Here is a 17,884-nt window from a genome sequence, read left to right on the forward strand (position 1 = left end):
GTATTACCATTATTATACATGAATGAGGAGGGAATAAGGGATTTCTTAATAGAAACTTTACATACATAGATTTACTATGTATAGTTATCCTAGGTATAAAAGGATAACTAATATTCGTGATATACAGATATTAGTCATTAGAAGGGGAAGCAAATCAACGGTATAAATCCCGTAGAATGAGCCGAATCCGGACCGAAGCAGCAAATCAACGGTATAAATCCCGTAGTATGAGTGGAATTCGGTCCGAGGAAGCAAATCAACGGTATATATCCCGTAGAATGAGTGGAATCCGGTCCGAGGAAGCAAATCAACGGTAGATATCCCGTAGAATAAGCCGAATTCGGTCCGAAGCAGCAAATCAACGGTATAAATCCCGTAGAATAAGCCGAATTCGGTCCGAAGCAGCAAATCAACGGTATAAATCCCGTAGAATAAGCCGAATTCGGACCGAAGCAGCAAATCAACGGTATAAATCCCGTAGAATGAGCCGAATCCGGTCCGAGGAAGCAAATCAACGGTATAAATCCCGTAGAATAAGCCGAATCCGGACCGAAGCAGCAAATCAACGGTATAAATCCCGTAGAATGAGCCGAATCCGGACCGAAGCAGCAAATCAACGGTAGATATCCCGTAGAATGAGCCGAATTCGGTCCGAGGAAGCAAATCAACGGTATATATCCCGTAGAATAAGCCGAATCCGGACCGAAGCAGCAAATCAACGGTATAAATCCCGTAGAATAAGCCGAATTCGGTCCCACGCCAATTGTAAAGTTAGAATTTAGGAGGTGTTAGCCGTTGAAAGTAAGTAAAGAGATGCTGAAGGGCAGTACGGGAACGTTAATTCTGACTCTTTTATTGGAGAAGCCATTATATGGTTATGAGTTAATCAAAGAGCTGGAGCTGAGATCACAGGGTGTTTTTTCATTAAAAGAAGGAACCTTGTATCCAATTCTGCATGCGATGGAAAGTGAGCGCTGGGTAGAGGCTTACTGGATGGAGGTAGAGGGAAGGAAGCGTAAGTACTATAGAATTCTGGAGGAAGGTAAAGAGAAACTCAAGGAGAAAAAAGCAGAATGGGTTATGTTTAAAGGTGCAGTTGACTCCGTTCTGGGAGAGGGGGGTGTATGATGAAAGAGAGGCAGCAGCTATTTTTGGATGAAGTGTGTGCAGAGATTAAAGCGAAAAAAACTCACCCAGAGATACGTCAAGAATTAGCTAGTCATCTAGAGGATTTAATTTGTGAAAAAGAAGCCGACGGTGTATCACGGGAAGAAGCCATTACTTGGGCGATCGCACAAATGGGGAACCCGCAAACGTTAGGGAAGGAACTTCATCTAATACATAAACCACATGTACCTTGGGGATTGTTTGGAATTGTAGCTTTATTATCCGCGATCAGTCTGATCGGAATGAGTTCTGTGGATGTAGGCTACAGTGATATTGTTAAGGGTGCTTTTTTGGATAATGCGTTTAGACGCCAAGCGATAAATATACTCATTGGAATTGTATTGATGTTTGGATTGTATTTTATCGATTTCAGAAAGCTGAAAAGTTTCTCGTGGGTATTATACGGAACATCAATAGCAGGAATTCTGTCGAGTATATTCTGGGGGATAACAATAAATGGAGCGAATTATGGTCCTAGGATTTTTTTGATCTTACCTGATATGACATCCTATCGTCCTTATGTTTTGATAGTCGCGTTAGCAGGGATTTTAGTGAATCGTAAGGAATCGGCTAAAAAGAAAACTTGGCGGAGTGGGTTGTTCGACATAAGCCTTCTGTTAGCACCTGCATTGCTTCTTATCTCTCTAAACTCTCTTCCAGAGCTTGTGGTGTATCTAATCTCTTCACTAGTATTATATGTATGGATTACTCACGATTGGAAAAAGAGTGTAGTATTATTAGGGTCCTTTATAATAGTTGGACTAATGTTCATCTTCAATAGCGACTACCTGATGGCCAGAATCATTAGTGCAATAAATCCATCTTTAGATCCAGAAGGTTATGGCTATATATATCAAGTAATGCGTGAAGTTATTAGTTCAGCGGGTTGGTGGGGGCACGGATTCGGAGCAGTAGAACAAAAGCTGCCGTATGTCTACTCAGATATGTTGCCTGTCTATCTTATTCATTGTTTTGGTTGGGCGGGGGCGCTGCTTTTGCTTGGAGTTATCTCCTGGTTCTTTATCAAGCTTCTATCTACGATACGAGCGATTCGTGAGCCCTATGGACAAGCTTTAGTGCTGGGTTTGGCATTTTTGCTAGCGATAAGACTAACCTATGGTCTTGCTATTTTGAGCGGCGGAATGATACTGACTTCTATCCCGTTCCCTTTCCTGAGCTATGGGAGTCATGTGTGGTTTGAATATGCGGCTATTGGACTTTTGATGGGCATTTATCGTAGGAAGGACATTGGAACCGTCCAGGATAATACTGTACTGAGTTAGATTCAGGATCCTCTCGTATGTCTAATTATTAAGTATGAATACTTAAGGGAGGTCTTTTAATGGGATGGAAAAAAACAGGCTTGTTAAGTGTTGCCTTTGCCCTAGGCTCTATGGGAGGGTTTGGGAGTATACATACAACAGATACTGTAGCTGCCGCAACTGTGAAAGAATCTGCAAAAGTCTATAATCAATTCCAACAATATGTACAGAAGCCGGCATCTCTGGCTAACGCCCGGAATTATTTGATTAACCATATCAAAGAAGTGGATACCTGGACAGCAACTCAGATGACACTCCAGCTCGAAAATGCACAGAAGGCATATTTACCTGTGTACTCTGCGAAGGTTTTTCCGGAGAATGTTCAGAAAGAGATAAATAATGCTTTTTCCAAAAGCAAAAATCTAACCTACAGCACACTCCTTAATGCGATCAAAGATGCTAATGTGCGCAATATGTTAATTGAAGGACGGGATAAGGGATATAAGCTGGAGACTAGTGAGGGCATGTACTATCCAGTGATGCATTATGAGGGCTTCAAAAGCTTTAAGCCGTATGTCACGAAGGACATCGCAGCTTACATTGACATCATGGCCACTGAATCGAATCAACCAAGTGTATTTGATGCAGCTATTGTGATTAGTTGGACAGAGTTAACGAACAGGGCGCTAGCACTGGAGGATTTTGTGACGAAATATCCAGCTTCCAATCGGTCAACCGTTTTACAAAAAGAGCTGCTTAATGCAACTTCACGCTTATTATATGGGTCAAGCAACACACCAGCATATGACTATGATGAGCAAGTAATCAAACCTGAAGTGAAAAAGGCGTATGAGAATGCATTAAAAGGAAACAAAGGCGACACCAGAATCCTAATGATTTTAGAAAAATTACTGCAGTTACTTGATTCCACGAATAATAAACTCACACCTGAAGTGGAAAAATTTCTGAATCAAACGGTTAATTCGAAATGAAGAGGCGGGATCTATTGAGAACCGGATTTAGAGGAACAAAAATCATAGTTTTCGCATTTGTGCTGTTGTTATGGACAAACACTATTGTTATGGGCAGTGCAGATGCAGCTTACGTTGGATCATCTACAGACAATGTACTTCAGCAAATGCAGTTGGAGAAGAAAAACAGTCTGCCGCAAGGATTTGTCTATTTGGATGAAGTGATTCCTACTGCCCAATTTGAAATTCGTTATTACGGAGATAATAATTTTGTAGGGAAGCGGATTGATGGATATAAGGCTCCTTTAGCGATCTTTTCACAGACTGCAGCTACAGCCTTGAATGCAGTAAGTGAGGATTTAGCCAAAAAAGGATATATCCTAAAAATCTATGATGCTTATCGTCCGCAGACCGCGGTGAATCATTTTGTAAGATGGTCTCAGAATTCCGCGGATACTAAGATGAAGCAGCAATATTACCCGCTACTGGATAAACGTAATTTATTCAAACTCGGATTTATAGCGAAAAAATCAGGACATTCCCGTGGCAGTACCATCGATTTAACGATCGTCAATAAAGAGACCGGTGTAGATGTAGATATGGGCAGCCCGTTTGATTTTTTCGGAGATATCTCTTTTTATGATACATCGTTAATCACCAAGACTCAGAAAGCAAATCGTGCAATTCTCAAAGAGGTTATGGTGAAGCAAGGCTTTAAACCTTATAGTAAGGAATGGTGGCATTTTACGCTGATAAAAGAACCTTTTCCTAAGCAGTATTTTGACTTCAAAGTGGAATAGTTATTTAAAAGAAGCGGCTCAACATAATGTTGAACGGCTTCTTTTTTTTGCTTGTCTTGATTATCCTTAGGATTAGCACATGCTGGAAACGCACATAATACTTGTAATAACTAAAGGGAGGTTTCGAGCGGATGATCAAAATGGCAGCGGTTGTTGTGTTAGGTGTTCTATTTTTAACTAATGGATTTGGTGGATTTGCCGCTCCAACAGTATGGGCAGACTCCGGCAAGGTTAGCGTAATTTTGAATGGTAAACTACTGGAAACTAATCCCCATTCAGCCTACAATAAGGGCTCCACGGTCATGATTCCGCTCAGAGAGGCTTCCAATGCACTTAAATATACAACAACTTATCAAAAAAGTTCAGAAACTATAACACTAACAAGGATAAATGAAATAATTAAATGGAAGCTTAACGAACATCAGGTTAGCATTAATGATGCACAAGAATTGTTTTTTAAAGATGATTTCGAATTCAGAGAGGGTCATATCTATGTTCCAATCTCCTTTTTTAAGACAATTGGTTTAGTAACCTCATATGATGGGGAGTCCAATCAAGTTGAAGTGTATACCCCTGAAGTGACAGCGAGTGTTATAGCGGGGTTACTGGTCGGTGGTAAATATAATGAATTATCGGAGCGATATCATTATGATGTGGTCGTAAATAAACCAAGCTCAAATGGATTACTGGGAGACTGGAAGCAAATTACGGTAAAAGCCGGGAATTATCATGGGATTAAATCTACAAAAAGTAGCTATAACGAGGGTCAATTTTCTATCCGCTGTGTATTGGATTTTGCAGAGACAGAGATTCCACTTGAAATTATATTGAACACATCGGGCAAAATTATAGAATTAAGAGAGACGCTCTAATCGGAAAATGATTCCATGATGACTATGCACATTTCCCAAGCGAGAAGATTTTAGGGGATTATGCATAGTCTTTTTGCTGTTCTAATATACATTTCGAGATCATTTCTGAAGGGTATCGTAAACCCGATGTGTTTTTAATGTAAAAAATGGTTTTATTTGTTGACTTCCAGATTCATCGAATGTAAATTAAAATTTGAAATAATCAATAAAGCATTTAATTAAATTAGAGAAATGAGTGGAGTACTGGATGACAAAAACAATGACTGGAATGAGTACTGCAGAAGAGCAACCCTTTTCATTAAAAGCAATCATCCCCCCGCTTCTTGCTATTATTGTCGGTATGATTATGGTTATTCTGGATGGTACTGTTGTGAATGTGGCCGTTCCCAAGCTGGTTGATTATTTTGCTTCCGATCTCAAAACGATTCAGTGGGCAATTACGGGTTATACTTTAGCTCTAGCGGCTGTAATCCCACTCGCGGGCTGGATGACCGATCGTTTTGGATCGAAACAAGTTTTTCTGACAACTCTTACGATGTTTATTCTTGGCTCTATGTTATGTTCGGTTGCACAAAGCTCATCTCAGCTCATTATTTTTCGAGTCATTCAAGGTCTTGGCGGGGGGATGGTTGCTCCCATTGGGATGGCGATGGTTTTTAAATTAGCTCCAGTAGAACGTCGAGGTTCTATTATGGGGATGCTTGGTATTCCAATGCTCTTAGCTCCGGCACTCGGTCCAGTCTTATCCGGTTGGCTGGTGGAGTACGTAAGCTGGCACTGGATCTTTCTGATTAATGTACCTATTGGAATCGTTGGCATTATTCTTGGTGTTAAATATTTGCCGAAGTCTGAAAAAAAGAGCAAAGGTAGACTCGATATCCTAGGCATTATCCTTGCCCCAATTGCCTTCTCTATGTTGGCTTATGGGGTGAATGAAGGCGGTGGAACAAGCTGGTCGTCTACTCCCGCTATTGTTGGCTTATCTGTTGGAGGGGTTGCATTGATCCTTCTTGTCATTGTGGAGCTGCTTCACAAAAATCCGCTTTTACAACTGCGAGTTTTCCGTTCGTCGGATTTCACTCGGGGTATTATTTTAACTTGGGTTATGCAAGCCGCTTTGTTTGGGTCCATGTTATTTGTGCCCCTTTATCTGCAGCAGATTAGAAGCTATACCCCGCTGGAGACCGGCCTAATTCTACTTCCGCAGGCTTTAGCTTCAGCAATCGGAATGCCGATTGGCGGCAGGTTGTTTGATAAGATCGGGGCTCGTCCGCTGGCGTTTGTTGGACTTAGTATCATTACGGTCACCTTGTTCCTGTTATCCGGAATTAGTGTTTCAACAAATTTACCGTTAATTATGACATACCTGGGTTTCTTAGGCTTTGGTATGGGTCTAACGATGATGCCTTTGAATACTCATGTTTTGAATGCTGCTCCACGTGAATGGGTGGGAAGTGTAACTTCACTTACTGCTGCTGCTCAACAAGTCGTTGTTTCATTTGCTATAGCTGGAATGACAGGTTACCTGACTAGTCAGATCGCTGTTCATATGGGAGCACTGAAAGCGGGAAGTAATCCTTTGACAGCCGCAGTTAGTGGTTTTGATGATGTATTCTTCCTGTCTGGCTGCATAGGTGTGGTAGGTGTATTGATGAGTATTATTTTGCGCAAGCCTAAGCTTTCCACTGGAGATCCTTCCTCTGGAGAGGGACAGAAGGCAGATGCGGCGATGATGATGGGGCATTAATTGAACCCATAAACATAGGTAATATAGAAAAGGCGTCGTTCAGCTTGTATAGTTGAACGACGCCTTTATTGTTATAAATGCTCTGGTTTCTTCTGAGCCCACGATGCGGGGAGACTTGCTTTACCAAGCATCTCAGAAGCCACGATTCCCAGCAGAACAAGCGCTGCGCCAGCATAGCCTTGCATCGATAACTTCTCAGCAGCGAACCAATAACCAAACATCGCAGCGAAGACCGGCTCAAGGGAGAAGATTAGTCCGGTGCGGGTTGGTGAAGTATATTTTTGAGCAATAGGTTGTAGGATGAAGCCACAGGCACTGCATAGGATACCAAGCGCTAGAATTGCTGTCCAACCTGGCAAAGTTGAGGGTAGCGAAGGTGTCTCGAAGATTGCGGACAACACTAAGGCCAACCCTCCGGCAAATCCTAACTGCAAGATTCCAATATTCAGGGAATCACATTCTTTTACTGCCTTGCCTGTAAATAAGATCTGTACCGCATAGAACACTGCTGAAAGGATACACAGAAAGTCACCCGGTTGAATAGTTAAGGTTGCATTTAAGGTAAGAAGTCCAATCCCGGCTATGGCGAGGACGGAGCCGAACACTTGCGGAGGTGCAACTCTTTTTTTGAAAATAACTCGATCCAAGATCGGTACAAAAATAACCGTCAATGCAACTAAAAATCCTGCGTTTGAGGTGGTGGTTGTTTGAAGTCCGAAGGTTATACATGTGAATACGCCGAGCAGGAGGAATCCGAGGAGAGCACCATATTTTAATGTTCTCATGTCTACTCGTCTTAATCGTTTATGGAATATCATAGCGGCTAATATAAAAGCAAGTCCGAAGCGGAGTGCAATCAGATTGAATTCACCTAATGTACCTAATCCCATTTTCATAAATATGTAGGAGGAGCCCCAAAATAATGTTACAACTAACAGCAGCAGCTCAGCTTTGAGCGGTTTCATCTCTTCATCCATCCTTCTTCATTTTCAACTCAATATAGTATAATACGGCTCTATACATAAGGTAACTGAATGTTTATCATAGGATACATGAGTAAAACTTATGTAATTGATAAGGGTGGGAACAGAGGTTGAGCATTAATAAATATGAGATTTTTCTGAAAGTTGTAGAGCTAGGCAGCTTAACAAAAGCAGCAGATATGCTGGGTTTTACGCAATCCGGAATTAGTCACACCATCAGTAGCTTGGAGATGGAGTTTGGGTTCGCGTTATTAATTAGAAATAGATCCGGTGTGAAATTGACGGTAAACGGGGAACAGGTTCTGCAGCCTATCCGTGAAATCTTGAAATGGAACGAGAAATTGAAGCAGGAGGTAGCGGACATCCACGGGCTAGAGATTGGCACGATCACCATCGGTACGTTCACCAGTGTGTCTGTGCATTGGCTGCCAGGGATGATTAAGCAATTTCGCAGTGAATACCCATATATAGAAATTAAGCTGATGGAAGGCGGTTATTTGGAGGTTGAGCAATGGATAGAGGCTGGAGTGATCGACTGCGGTTTTATTTCACTGCCTACACGTGAGAAGTTTGACGTAATTCCTTTAAAAAAAGACCGGATGTTAGGGATTGTATCTAAAGAGAATCCGCTTAGTGCAGAACCCTTTCTTTCCTTATCACAAATTGCTAAGGAGGATTTCATTATCCCGAAAGCAGGCTCGGATTATGATGTTAGACGTGTACTGGATAAGGCGGGTATTAAACCTAATGTTAAATTCTCAGCAGGTGATGACTATGCCATTATGTCGATGGTGGAGAAAGGTCTTGGCATTAGTATTTTGCCAGAGCTTGTCTTAACCCGGCAAAATTATAATGTGGCCATGCTAGAATTGGAGGAACGTAGTTTCAGATCGTTAGGAATTGCTGTCCACTCTATGAAATACGCTTCTCCCGTCACCAAAAAATTTCTAAAGCATGTGCAAGTGTGGCTGAAAGATAACACCTAAATGAATACGTCAGAAAATAAGAAACTGATACCTCATCAAAGTTAAGGGGGATCAGTTTTTTTGTTTAGTACTTCAGCTAGTTTTTCAGAAAACAGAAACTACACATATGCTGCTGTAATCGATTTTAAGGGATTTAATCTAAATATATGTATCTCTCCATTATCATATAGTTTTAACGTTGTTATAGGGGATTTAAGGGGTGTTAAATTACGTGTATTTCCTCTATTGATATCTGTTTTATAATAATTAATATGTTATAATTAGAAGAGTGGAAATAAGGAATGTATTCAGATGTTCTGGAAATGTGAGGACTTTATGCACAATTACAGATGGATGAGATTAGGAGGAGGATTAAACGATTGAGCGTTACAATAATTACACTAGTCGTAGTAGCAGTATTTATAGGTGCCTTAATGAGAACCGTGTTTGGTTTTGGTGAAGCGATTGTGAGCATGCCACTGCTTGCACTGCTCCCGATACCTATACATACCTCAGTTTCTTTGATTGGATTGGCAGGCCTCACGGTTGCTTCACTTACAGTTGTGAGTGGGTGGCGGCATATAGAACGACCTATTCTGATTCGATTAGCACTCTCCACAGTGATAGGAATTCCTGTAGGACTAATCATGCTTTATTTAGCACCTGCAAGTGTAATGATGACTGGACTTGGTATATTTTTGATTGTTTATGGAGTTTATTCGGTGATTAAGAAGAGAGTATTTAAGACGATCGATCGTCCCTTGCTTAAGGCAAAAGGTTGGGTGTATCCCTTCGGATTCGCTTCGGGTGTACTTGGCGGTGCTTATAACTTTAATGGTGTCCCGGTCGTGATCTATGGTACTTTACGACAGTGGAATCCTGATCGCTTTCGGGGTACGTTGCAAGCTCATTTTCTTATTTCTGGTGTACTCGTTGTAGCGGGTCATGCTATCGGGGGATTGTGGACGGTGGATGCTCTTGTTCTTTATGGATATTCTTTACCAGCGATTCTCTTAGCTACGGTGTTTGGGGTATATGTAAATAAACGTATTCCTGCTAAAAAATTTGAGAGTTACTTATTTCTGATTATCATTTTACTTGGTGTTCTATTGCTAGTACCTCGCGGATAGTTGAAAAGAAATAGAAAGACGTTCTTCTCCTTAGTGTATATGAACGTCTTTTAAATTTATCCAATCTTAGGGTTGACTAAGAGCCTTGTTCATGAGAAAATGTACGCGCGTACATTAAATGAATGCGTTTTCGAATAGCGTATTGAACGAGGCTAAATGTCACTGTTCATAACCTATGAGAAGGAGGAATTTATATCGCCAGCCGTAAAGAGGTTGCCGAGCTTGCAGGTGTCTCAGAAGCCACAGTATCTCGCGTGTTAAATAACGTTGGTCCGATTAAGGAAGAAACGAAGGAACGTGTGTTGGCAGCTGCTCTGAAGCTAGGCTATACCCCTAGTTCACTCGCACAGAGCTTTGCACGTAGAAGGAGCGGGAACTTGGGTGTAGTGATGCCTTATTTGCCGAAAGCCCGCTTGTTCTCCACTTATTATTTTTCAGAAATATTAAGTGGAATAGGGAGCAAGGCGCGAGAAGAGGGTTATGATCTGTTAATGCTGTTTCGAAATGCCGAAGAGCCAATGGATTATAACGAGTTGTTTAAGATGCGGAAGATCGATGCTTGCATTGTGCTTGGCGCTAAAGAAGAGCCAGGTGAGCTAGCCTCACTCCGCCGTTTGAAGGAAGAAGACCATCCTTTTTGTCTGATTAATCAGCATTTTGCTGGGGAAGCTTTTCACGAGGTGGATGCCGATCATGTCGAAGGAAGCTGGCAAGCGGCTAAACACTTACTGAAACAAGGCTTTACGAGGATTGCTTTTCTAAATGGGCCTGAATCTTATTCCAACAGCCGAGATCGTTTAACGGGGTATGCCCGCGCTTTGGCAGAGGTGAATCTTTCTGTAGATTCTTCACTTTTGTTCGAAGGTAACTTCAGCCGGAAAAGCGGGATTATAGCTGCCAAAGAAATGTTGCCTTTGCTGAATGAGATTGATGCGATTATGGCCGCCAATGATCGGATGGCCATTGGTTTGCAGCAAGGGCTGCAGGAGCTAGGAATACCAAGGGATCGCCTGCCAGCTATTGTGGGTTATGATGATTCGGAAGCTGCGGAGCTTACCACACCTGCATTAAGCAGTGTGCGGGTTCCCTTTTACGAACTAGGTGAACTTGCCGCAGCCCAAATCATTGAATTGCTGGGAAACAATCTGGCAGAAGTACCCGCACCAGCCGTACAGATCAAATTACCGACAGAACTAGTTATACGAGCTTCATCTAAATTTATCAACACTTAGGAGGAATAAGATGAAACAGCTTCGCATTGGAATGATCGGTTATAAATTTATGGGTAAAGCCCACAGTAATGCTTATCGCAGTTTGCCTATGTTTTTCCCGAAAGCGCTTAAACCAGAAATGTCTGTAATCTGTGGACGTAACTGTGAAGCGCTTGAAGAAGCTGCATCGCAGTTAGGCTGGGCGGATTGTGTTACAGATTGGAAGGATCTGATCGCTCGAGAGGATATTGATCTTATAGATATTAATGCTCCCAGCAATGCGCACAAGGAGATAGCTTTGGCAGCAGCCAAAGCAGGTAAACATATTTTTTGTGAAAAACCACTTGCGCTGACCTTGGCGGATTCCCGTGAAATGCTGCAAGCTGCTGAAGACGCGGGAGTTACACATATGGTTGGTTTTAATTATCGCTTTTCTCCGGCAGTTCGACTGGCTAAGAAGCTCATAGAGAGTGGGCGGCTAGGAAAAATTTATCATTTTCGGGCTTGGTTTCTACAAGATTGGATAATAGATCCAGATTTTCCTTTAGTATGGAGACTGCAGAAGGATATCGCCGGTTCAGGTTCGCATGGAGATCTGGGGGCGCATCTTATAGATTTAGCTCATTTCTTAGTAGGTGATATGAAGGAAGTAATCGGCATGAGCGAGACCTTCATAAAAGAGCGTCCGCTCGCCGCTGAAATGACTGGTTTAAGCGCTAAAGGAGATAAAAATGCACCCAAGGGTAAGGTTACCGTTGACGATGCCACCTTGTTTTTAGCCCGTTTTGATAATGGTGCTCTGGGCAGCTTTGAAGCTACAAGATTCGCAGCGGGTCATCGCTCTACCAATTCTTTTGAGATCAATGGAAGTCTGGGCAGTGTGAAATTCGACTTCGAACGTATGAATGAATTAGAAGTTTATTTGACCTCGGATGCCGAGGATGTACAAGGTTTTCGCCGTGTGCTGGCGACCGATCCTGCTCATGAGTATGCAGAGGCATGGTGGCCGCCTGGTCATACGATTGGTTTTGAACATACGTTTATTCACGAAATGCTGGAGCTATCTAACGCAATTGAAGAAGGTCGTCAGCCAGAACCAAATTTCAATGATGGAGTGAAATGCCAAGCGGTGTTAGAGGCTGTAGAACGTTCTATTGATGAACGCCGTTGGGTCGATTTATCCGAGATGTAATCTAACCTTAGAAGGAGTGCTGAAGATGAGAAAAGCATTGATTGTATGGGGCGGTTGGGAGGGTCATGAGCCTGAGCAGGTAGCTGATATATTCGCTAAAATGTTGCAAGAGGAACAGTTTGAAGTTGAAGTATCGAATACACTGGAGGCTTTTGCTGATGCAGATAAGCTTCTTGGACTAGATTTGATCGTTCCGGTATGGACGATGGGTACAATCGAACAGGATCTTGTGAATAATGTCTCCGCAGCTGTACAGCATGGGACAGGTCTTGCCGGTTGCCATGGCGGGATGTGTGATTCTTTTCGTAATAATGTAGATTGGCAGTTTATGACGGGTGGACAATGGGTAGCTCATCCTGGGAATGACGGTGTTAACTATACCGTAGAGATTTGTCAAAGCTCAAGTCCTCTGGTAGAAGGATTAGAAGATTTCAGCGTATGCTCAGAGCAATATTATCTGCATGTAGATCCAGCTGTTGAAGTTCTTGCTACGACTCGTTTTCCTGTAGTTGAAGGGCCTCATTCGTATAATAAGGCTGTTGATATGCCAGTAGCTTGGACAAAACGTTGGGGCTTGGGCAGAGTTTATTATAATTCACTCGGGCATCATGCGGACATTGTAGATCAGCCGCAAGTGCGTGAAATGATGCGCAGAGGATTAATATGGGCAGCTGAAGGTAAAGCGCAAGCATTATCCAATGTTTCGGGGGTTAGGAATAGCTATAGTGGAATGGCAGACAGTCAATAAATTCTGGGAGCGATCAGCGAATGGATAAAGTTAAAGTTGGTATTATCGGATGCGGTAAAATCAGTAGTATCTATATGGAGAACTGTAAAAAGTTCGAGATCCTTGATCTAGTTGCATGTGCGGATTTGGATTTGGTGAGAGCACAAGAACAAGCGGATAAATACAATATTCCAAACGTCTATACCACAGAACAATTACTGAACGATCCAGAGATAGAAATCGTAATCAACTTAACGATACCAGCTGTTCATGCGGAAGTATGCCTGAAAGCTATTGAAGCGGGTAAACATGTATACGTTGAGAAACCTCTAGCTGTGACGAGAGAAGAAGGACGCAAAGTTCTGACTGCGGCGCGGGAAAAGGGAGTACTTGTGGGCAGTGCACCGGAGACGTTCTTCGGAGCGGGAATTCAAACGGTATTGAAGCTGATAGATGAAGGAGTAATTGGCGCACCCGTTGCAGCTACTTCGTTTATGATGGGCCGTGGACATGAGCATTGGCATCCAGATCCGGAATTTTATTATGCCGCTGGTGGAGGTCCAATGTTCGATATGGGTCCTTACTATTTGACGGCTTTGGTGCAGCTGCTGGGTCCTATTCATACGGTTAGTGGAATGACTGGGAAAGCGCTGGAAGAACGTACGATTACAAGTGAGAAGAAATTTGGGAATAAAATTCCTGTCCAAATTCCAACTCACGTAGCCGGAACCTTACGATTTGAAAATGGTGCCATTGCAACGTTGATTACAAGCTTTGATATCTTTGGCGGGAGCAACCTGCCGCATATAGAAATCTACGGAACGCTAGGAACGATTCAAGTTCCAGACCCGAATAACTTTGGGGGTCCCGTGAAACTCCGGCTTATGGGTGAAAATGAGTGGACGGAACAGCCGTTGTTGTCAGGGTATGATCAGAATACCCGCGGGATTGGACCAGCAGATATGGCTTACGCCATTCGGACGGGTAGAGGGCATCGTGCCAGTGGAGAACTGGCTTATCACGTATTAGAAGCAATGTGGGCTTTCCATGATTCTTCTGATGCTCATTCATTCTACGAAATGGAAAGCACCTGCACTCGTCCTGCGGCACTTCCAATCGGTCTTGCTCCTTACACTTTGGATTAGAGAATTCTTCCTGAATCTGCAACCTATCACTTCCGGTCTTCGTTTGAGAAGATGAAGAGTGGAGGTGTTAATAGGATGCGTAAGATGATTTTTGGTTGGATATGGATTCCCGTTGTTATTTTGTTAATCAGTGGCTGTTCAGAGGCTCAACAAGCAAATAAGGAGCCGGTTCCAACTCCTGTAATTAGTTCAGAACCACAAATTCTAGCTTCTACGAACCCCGCAATGGATGATCCAGGCGCGGTTAAGACTTTCTTATCTACTCAGAAGATTCCTAACGGAGATATTTATCTGCAAGATAACAAGGTTCATATTAATATTGTAGGTTTGAACTCGGAGATTGAGCAAAGCCTTGCTCAGACTTTCACTGCTGGTACTTATGAGCTTCATGATGTGAAATATACGATGCAAGAGTTATTAGCTGCTCAAGAATTGTTGCATGAACAAGAACTATACCAGAAACTGAATCTCTACGGCTCTGGTGTAGATACGATTGGTAATAAAGTAACTATTACCATTCCGTCTGATGATGCGGAAGCAGCTAAGCTTGAAATTGAAAAGTGGATCGATCCAAAGATGTTGACCTATGATATTTCAGAAATTGGTGATCCGCATGTAGTAGGTACAATCGTTGATATCGATACTAAACAGGCGAAGCGGATTCTAATCCTTGAACCTGGTAACGAAGATCCATCTTACTGGTTCACTTTCAATGCGAAATCTGAAATGTTTAATGAAGCTGGAGAGACCATCAGCTTTAAGGATTTGCGGGTTGGACAGCAGGTTAAGTTATGGAATACAGGGATGGTGCTGGAATCTTTTCCCGCGCTTGCGAGTGTGCGGAGGATGGAGCTAGCAGTTACTGAATAATCTAATAGACCCGTCAACAGGTAGCAAGTGCTCCACGCATTTGAACTGTAGATGGAAAGTGAGGGTGCTCTAACCCTCACTTTTTTTCTTAATTAGGTATAGTATACTTTTTCTGCTTTATATAATGTATGCTCGATTGTTGGACAGAGATTGGCATCTACTTTGTAATATTTAACTCGGAAATATAAACTTTTCAAAAAGTTCTTTATATTATTTTTTTGTTTAAAGGCAGGAAGAAATTCTGGATTTTTCTCCACAGCACCAAAACTTCGAATCCATTGCTCTACATAAGTCTGACTAAGCATTTTTCTATCTAAAACACTCATTATGGATCTTACCATTCGCTCATCTTCCCCATCGGAGTATATTCGATCTGTTATGGTCATCTTTTCGTAAACCAAATTGAGGATAGTTATGAGGTCATTTTTATCCAGTTCGGAGCATTGAGCCAATTCATCTAAAGTATCTGCTGCATGGGCTATAGCATGAGCCCAGCCTTTTTCTTCGTCATACCCCCGGTAATCCCGCTCATTTTGCACACTGCAAAATACCTTCTCCTTTATCTGATGAATTTGCTCTCTTGAGAGAAATGGTGATTCTTTATGCCTCATGAAGAGGAGTGGGATAACTAGCATAGAGAAAGATCTGGTAAAGACAGAGTCTGTATTGGTTTCACCAAGCTTAAAATGCAAATGGTTTTTATCCAAGATAACGGGTATAAGTTGTTCCAGTTCGTTTGTAGTTAGAGAATTACCTGGGATCCAATGTGATAAGGTTGTATAAATTAGCTCATCCCGTAGTTGGGCATCTAAAGAACCAATGTTATTTATCATTTCTAGTACCAACTGGAAGGTATCGGGAGGTGCTTGGTAATCATTTTCTTTTATACATATCAATGTTTCTTTTAAATTCATTTCATATGCTCCTATTTCCAGTGTGAATTATTTTCTAATACCGGATGGTGTAGTTCCTTTATATTGCTTAAACAGCTTGGTAAAATAATTAGGATTGTCGCAGCCCACTCGTCCAGCAATCTCCGTTACAGTAAAATCTGTCTCCAGCAGCAGTCGTTCTGCTTCATTTACGCGGCAAAGATTAACATAATCGATGAAGGTTCGTCCGGTGAGCTTCTTAAAGGTTTTGCAGAAATGGTATGGATTTAGATTAACGGATCTCGCGGCGCTTTCAATGGTCATTTTCTCATCAAAATGGTTCTCCATGTACTCCAGCAGTGGCTTAAAACGCTCACGATTGAAAGATTGACGTTCATTTGTTCTGCCAGAAACCTGCTCAGGCAAAAAGGTACGGGAGAGCAATACAAAAAGCAGATGAAGTTGATTTTTGATGATCAGCTGAAATGCAGGACCTTTCTGATGCACTTCATCCACGATAGTGTCCAGAAGAGAGTAATAAGTAGAACAGGTTGGAACTAGTGCCGCTGGTTTAACTGGTAGCTGATATCGATTCTCCAAATAGGGAGCTACGAATTGTTCATGTTGAGGATCTTGCTTCCAATCTTTAAATAAAGAACTGTGAAATACGACGGATATAAATCGGACATGATCATCCTGCAGACTATATCCAACGTGCAAACCTCCAGAAGGAACAAACAAAACCTCTCCGGGATGCAGTTCGTAAGGTTTGCTGTCGATGTGGAAAATGGCGCTGCCTGCTTGCATGATAATGATTTCGAAATGCTCATGCCAGTGTAGAAAAAGAATGTTCTGGCCGATTTTCGCATGTCTGCATTCATTAAAAAACAATCGAAACGGATAGGTGTTTCCTTCTAATTGAGGGTATTCTTTAAGATCATTAGGATAGCTCAATATTTATTCAACTCCCACAATATACGACTATATAAACACAATATAATAAGAGTTTTAAGCTCAAATGCAGTATATACTCGGGTTATAGAACTTACTATAAACCAATATTGGAGTGGTACACAAGATGAAGGATACAATGCGTATAGGCACATTAGTTGGTGGCGGAGATGCTGTTAGAGTAATTCCGCAAATCGTAGTCATGGCTTCGAATCTTTTAGCTTAACCTTCTGGCAGACTACAGGTGAAACAGATCTTGTGGAAACTGGTAAGCGTGTGCAAGAACTTGCGGCAAAACATGATTTTGTGATTTCATCGGTTGGCATCTTTGGCAATCCTTTGACGAATACGGGTGACAATTCCGATGCATTAGCGAGCTGGGAGCGGCTTATTGATCATGCTCATGTATTTGGTACTGATATGGTATCAGGATTCACGGGACGACTACCAGGAGTGTCCATTGATGAATCGATTCCGAAGTTTGCCGAGGTATTTGGTGAGCTGACCAAAAGAGCAGCAGATCGCGGAGTAAGAATTGCTTTTGAGAACTGTTCCATGGATGGCAATTGGACATCAGGGGACTGGAATATCGCTCATCATCCAATAGCCTGGGAAAAGATGTTTAACGCTGTACCTGCTGACAATATGGGACTCGAATGGGAGCCCTGCCATCAGATGGTGCAGCTGATTGATCCGATTCCACAGCTGCGCAAATGGACAGATAAGATCTTCCATGTACACGGCAAGGATGCCACCATCGCTTGGGATATTGTAAAAGAATATGGAATCCACGGCCCGAAACCTTATGTATGGCACCGTACTCCGGGTTTTGGTGATACGAACTGGACGGATGTTATCTCCATTTTGCGTCAGGCTGGTTATAAAGGCACCATTGATATTGAAGGTTGGCATGATCCTGTCTATCGGGATGAACTGGAAATGATGGGTCAAGTACATGCCTTGAACCATTTAAAACAATGCCGCGGGGGCAGCTTTGTGCCTAATCCGCTTTAATAAGT

General features: G+C 42.3%; 17 protein-coding genes and 1 pseudogene. 14 read left to right on the forward strand and 4 right to left on the reverse strand.

Features of this window, described 5'->3' with window-relative positions; translation table 11 throughout:
• Window positions 1-84 precede the first annotated feature (84 nt).
• Window positions 85-714, reverse strand: coding sequence for a hypothetical protein (locus tag MHH60_RS00255; protein WP_341161105.1), 630 nt, complete (start codon window positions 712-714; stop codon window positions 85-87).
• Window positions 715-795: 81 nt separating this feature from the next.
• Here MHH60_RS00255 and MHH60_RS00260 point away from each other — a divergent pair, with 81 nt between their 5' ends.
• The 6 genes from MHH60_RS00260 to MHH60_RS00285 all read left to right on the forward strand — a co-directional run bounded on the left by MHH60_RS00260 (window position 796) and on the right by MHH60_RS00285 (window position 6,819).
• Window positions 796-1,128 (forward strand): PadR family transcriptional regulator, encoded by a 333-nt coding sequence (locus MHH60_RS00260; protein ID WP_076135152.1) that lies wholly within the window; start codon window positions 796-798, stop codon window positions 1,126-1,128.
• Window positions 1,125-2,450 carry an FtsW/RodA/SpoVE family cell cycle protein gene (locus tag MHH60_RS00265; protein WP_081388977.1) on the forward strand — a complete coding sequence of 442 codons (1,326 nt, stop codon included), beginning with the start codon at window positions 1,125-1,127 and terminating at the stop codon, window positions 2,448-2,450. The genes MHH60_RS00260 and MHH60_RS00265 overlap by 4 nt, the downstream gene beginning before the upstream one ends.
• Window positions 2,451-2,509: 59 nt before the next feature.
• Window positions 2,510-3,421 carry a hypothetical protein gene (locus MHH60_RS00270; RefSeq protein WP_076135149.1) on the forward strand — a complete coding sequence of 304 codons (912 nt, stop codon included), beginning with the start codon at window positions 2,510-2,512 and terminating at the stop codon, window positions 3,419-3,421.
• A gap of 14 nt (window positions 3,422-3,435) precedes the next feature.
• Window positions 3,436-4,200 carry a M15 family metallopeptidase gene (locus MHH60_RS00275; RefSeq protein ID WP_218640674.1) on the forward strand — a complete coding sequence of 255 codons (765 nt, stop codon included), beginning with the start codon at window positions 3,436-3,438 and terminating at the stop codon, window positions 4,198-4,200.
• 131 nt (window positions 4,201-4,331) lie between these two features.
• A complete protein-coding gene (locus MHH60_RS00280) occupies window positions 4,332-5,072 on the forward strand; it encodes a copper amine oxidase N-terminal domain-containing protein (RefSeq protein ID WP_076135147.1) in 741 nt (246 codons plus the stop codon).
• 247 nt (window positions 5,073-5,319) lie between these two features.
• On the forward strand, window positions 5,320-6,819 hold the full coding sequence (locus tag MHH60_RS00285) for an MDR family MFS transporter (RefSeq protein WP_076135145.1): 1,500 nt from the start codon (window positions 5,320-5,322) through the stop codon (window positions 6,817-6,819).
• Window positions 6,820-6,890: 71 nt separating this feature from the next.
• Here the strand turns inward: MHH60_RS00285 and MHH60_RS00290 are convergent, their stop codons facing one another.
• Window positions 6,891-7,784 (reverse strand): DMT family transporter, encoded by an 894-nt coding sequence (locus MHH60_RS00290; RefSeq protein ID WP_076135144.1) that lies wholly within the window; start codon window positions 7,782-7,784, stop codon window positions 6,891-6,893.
• 128 nt (window positions 7,785-7,912) lie between these two features.
• On the opposite strand from MHH60_RS00290, the gene MHH60_RS00295 reads away from it, so the two are divergent.
• The 7 genes from MHH60_RS00295 to MHH60_RS00325 all read left to right on the forward strand — a co-directional run bounded on the left by MHH60_RS00295 (window position 7,913) and on the right by MHH60_RS00325 (window position 15,042).
• On the forward strand, window positions 7,913-8,788 hold the full coding sequence (locus MHH60_RS00295; RefSeq protein WP_076135142.1) for a LysR family transcriptional regulator: 876 nt from the start codon (window positions 7,913-7,915) through the stop codon (window positions 8,786-8,788).
• A 359-nt stretch (window positions 8,789-9,147) separates the two neighbouring features.
• Complete coding sequence (locus tag MHH60_RS00300) at window positions 9,148-9,897, forward strand: sulfite exporter TauE/SafE family protein (protein ID WP_076135140.1); 750 nt, start codon at window positions 9,148-9,150, stop codon at window positions 9,895-9,897.
• A gap of 188 nt (window positions 9,898-10,085) precedes the next feature.
• Window positions 10,086-11,129 carry a LacI family DNA-binding transcriptional regulator gene (locus tag MHH60_RS00305; RefSeq protein WP_076135138.1) on the forward strand — a complete coding sequence of 348 codons (1,044 nt, stop codon included), beginning with the start codon at window positions 10,086-10,088 and terminating at the stop codon, window positions 11,127-11,129.
• Window positions 11,130-11,139: 10 nt separating this feature from the next.
• Window positions 11,140-12,300, forward strand: coding sequence for a Gfo/Idh/MocA family protein (locus MHH60_RS00310; RefSeq protein WP_076135137.1), 1,161 nt, complete (start codon window positions 11,140-11,142; stop codon window positions 12,298-12,300).
• Window positions 12,301-12,325: 25 nt separating this feature from the next.
• Window positions 12,326-13,048, forward strand: coding sequence for a ThuA domain-containing protein (locus MHH60_RS00315; RefSeq protein WP_076135135.1), 723 nt, complete (start codon window positions 12,326-12,328; stop codon window positions 13,046-13,048).
• Between the two features lie 20 nt (window positions 13,049-13,068).
• Window positions 13,069-14,172 (forward strand): Gfo/Idh/MocA family protein, encoded by a 1,104-nt coding sequence (locus MHH60_RS00320; protein WP_076135133.1) that lies wholly within the window; start codon window positions 13,069-13,071, stop codon window positions 14,170-14,172.
• A 75-nt stretch (window positions 14,173-14,247) separates the two neighbouring features.
• Entirely contained in the window at window positions 14,248-15,042 is a 795-nt protein-coding gene (locus MHH60_RS00325; RefSeq protein WP_076135132.1) for a hypothetical protein, read from the forward strand.
• Between the two features lie 92 nt (window positions 15,043-15,134).
• On the opposite strand, the gene MHH60_RS00330 is transcribed toward MHH60_RS00325, so the two are convergent.
• Window positions 15,135-15,956 carry a DUF2785 domain-containing protein gene (locus tag MHH60_RS00330; protein ID WP_076135130.1) on the reverse strand — a complete coding sequence of 274 codons (822 nt, stop codon included), beginning with the start codon at window positions 15,954-15,956 and terminating at the stop codon, window positions 15,135-15,137.
• A 27-nt stretch (window positions 15,957-15,983) separates the two neighbouring features.
• Complete coding sequence (locus tag MHH60_RS00335) at window positions 15,984-16,868, reverse strand: helix-turn-helix domain-containing protein (RefSeq protein ID WP_076135128.1); 885 nt, start codon at window positions 16,866-16,868, stop codon at window positions 15,984-15,986.
• A 252-nt stretch (window positions 16,869-17,120) separates the two neighbouring features.
• Here MHH60_RS00335 and MHH60_RS00340 point away from each other — a divergent pair.
• Window positions 17,121-17,879: pseudogene (locus MHH60_RS00340) on the forward strand (sugar phosphate isomerase/epimerase family protein); the annotation flags it as partial.
• Window positions 17,880-17,884 lie beyond the last annotated feature (5 nt).

This window comes from Paenibacillus sp. FSL H7-0716 (assembly GCF_038002705.1).
GTDB lineage: Bacteria > Bacillota > Bacilli > Paenibacillales > Paenibacillaceae > Paenibacillus_AQ > Paenibacillus_AQ odorifer.

Coding starts and splice junctions, on each gene's coding strand:
- MHH60_RS00285 (WP_076135145.1), top strand. CDS start 5,320: ATGACAAAAACAATGACTGGAATGAGTACTGCAGAAGAGCAACCCTTT.
- MHH60_RS00325 (WP_076135132.1), top strand. CDS start 14,248: ATGCGTAAGATGATTTTTGGTTGGATATGGATTCCCGTTGTTATTTTG.
- MHH60_RS00310 (WP_076135137.1), top strand. CDS start 11,140: ATGAAACAGCTTCGCATTGGAATGATCGGTTATAAATTTATGGGTAAA.
- MHH60_RS00330 (WP_076135130.1), bottom strand. CDS start 15,956: ATGAATTTAAAAGAAACATTGATATGTATAAAAGAAAATGATTACCAA.
- MHH60_RS00280 (WP_076135147.1), top strand. CDS start 4,332: ATGATCAAAATGGCAGCGGTTGTTGTGTTAGGTGTTCTATTTTTAACT.
- MHH60_RS00315 (WP_076135135.1), top strand. CDS start 12,326: ATGAGAAAAGCATTGATTGTATGGGGCGGTTGGGAGGGTCATGAGCCT.
- MHH60_RS00270 (WP_076135149.1), top strand. CDS start 2,510: ATGGGATGGAAAAAAACAGGCTTGTTAAGTGTTGCCTTTGCCCTAGGC.
- MHH60_RS00290 (WP_076135144.1), bottom strand. CDS start 7,784: ATGAAACCGCTCAAAGCTGAGCTGCTGCTGTTAGTTGTAACATTATTT.
- MHH60_RS00265 (WP_081388977.1), top strand. CDS start 1,125: ATGATGAAAGAGAGGCAGCAGCTATTTTTGGATGAAGTGTGTGCAGAG.
- MHH60_RS00320 (WP_076135133.1), top strand. CDS start 13,069: ATGGATAAAGTTAAAGTTGGTATTATCGGATGCGGTAAAATCAGTAGT.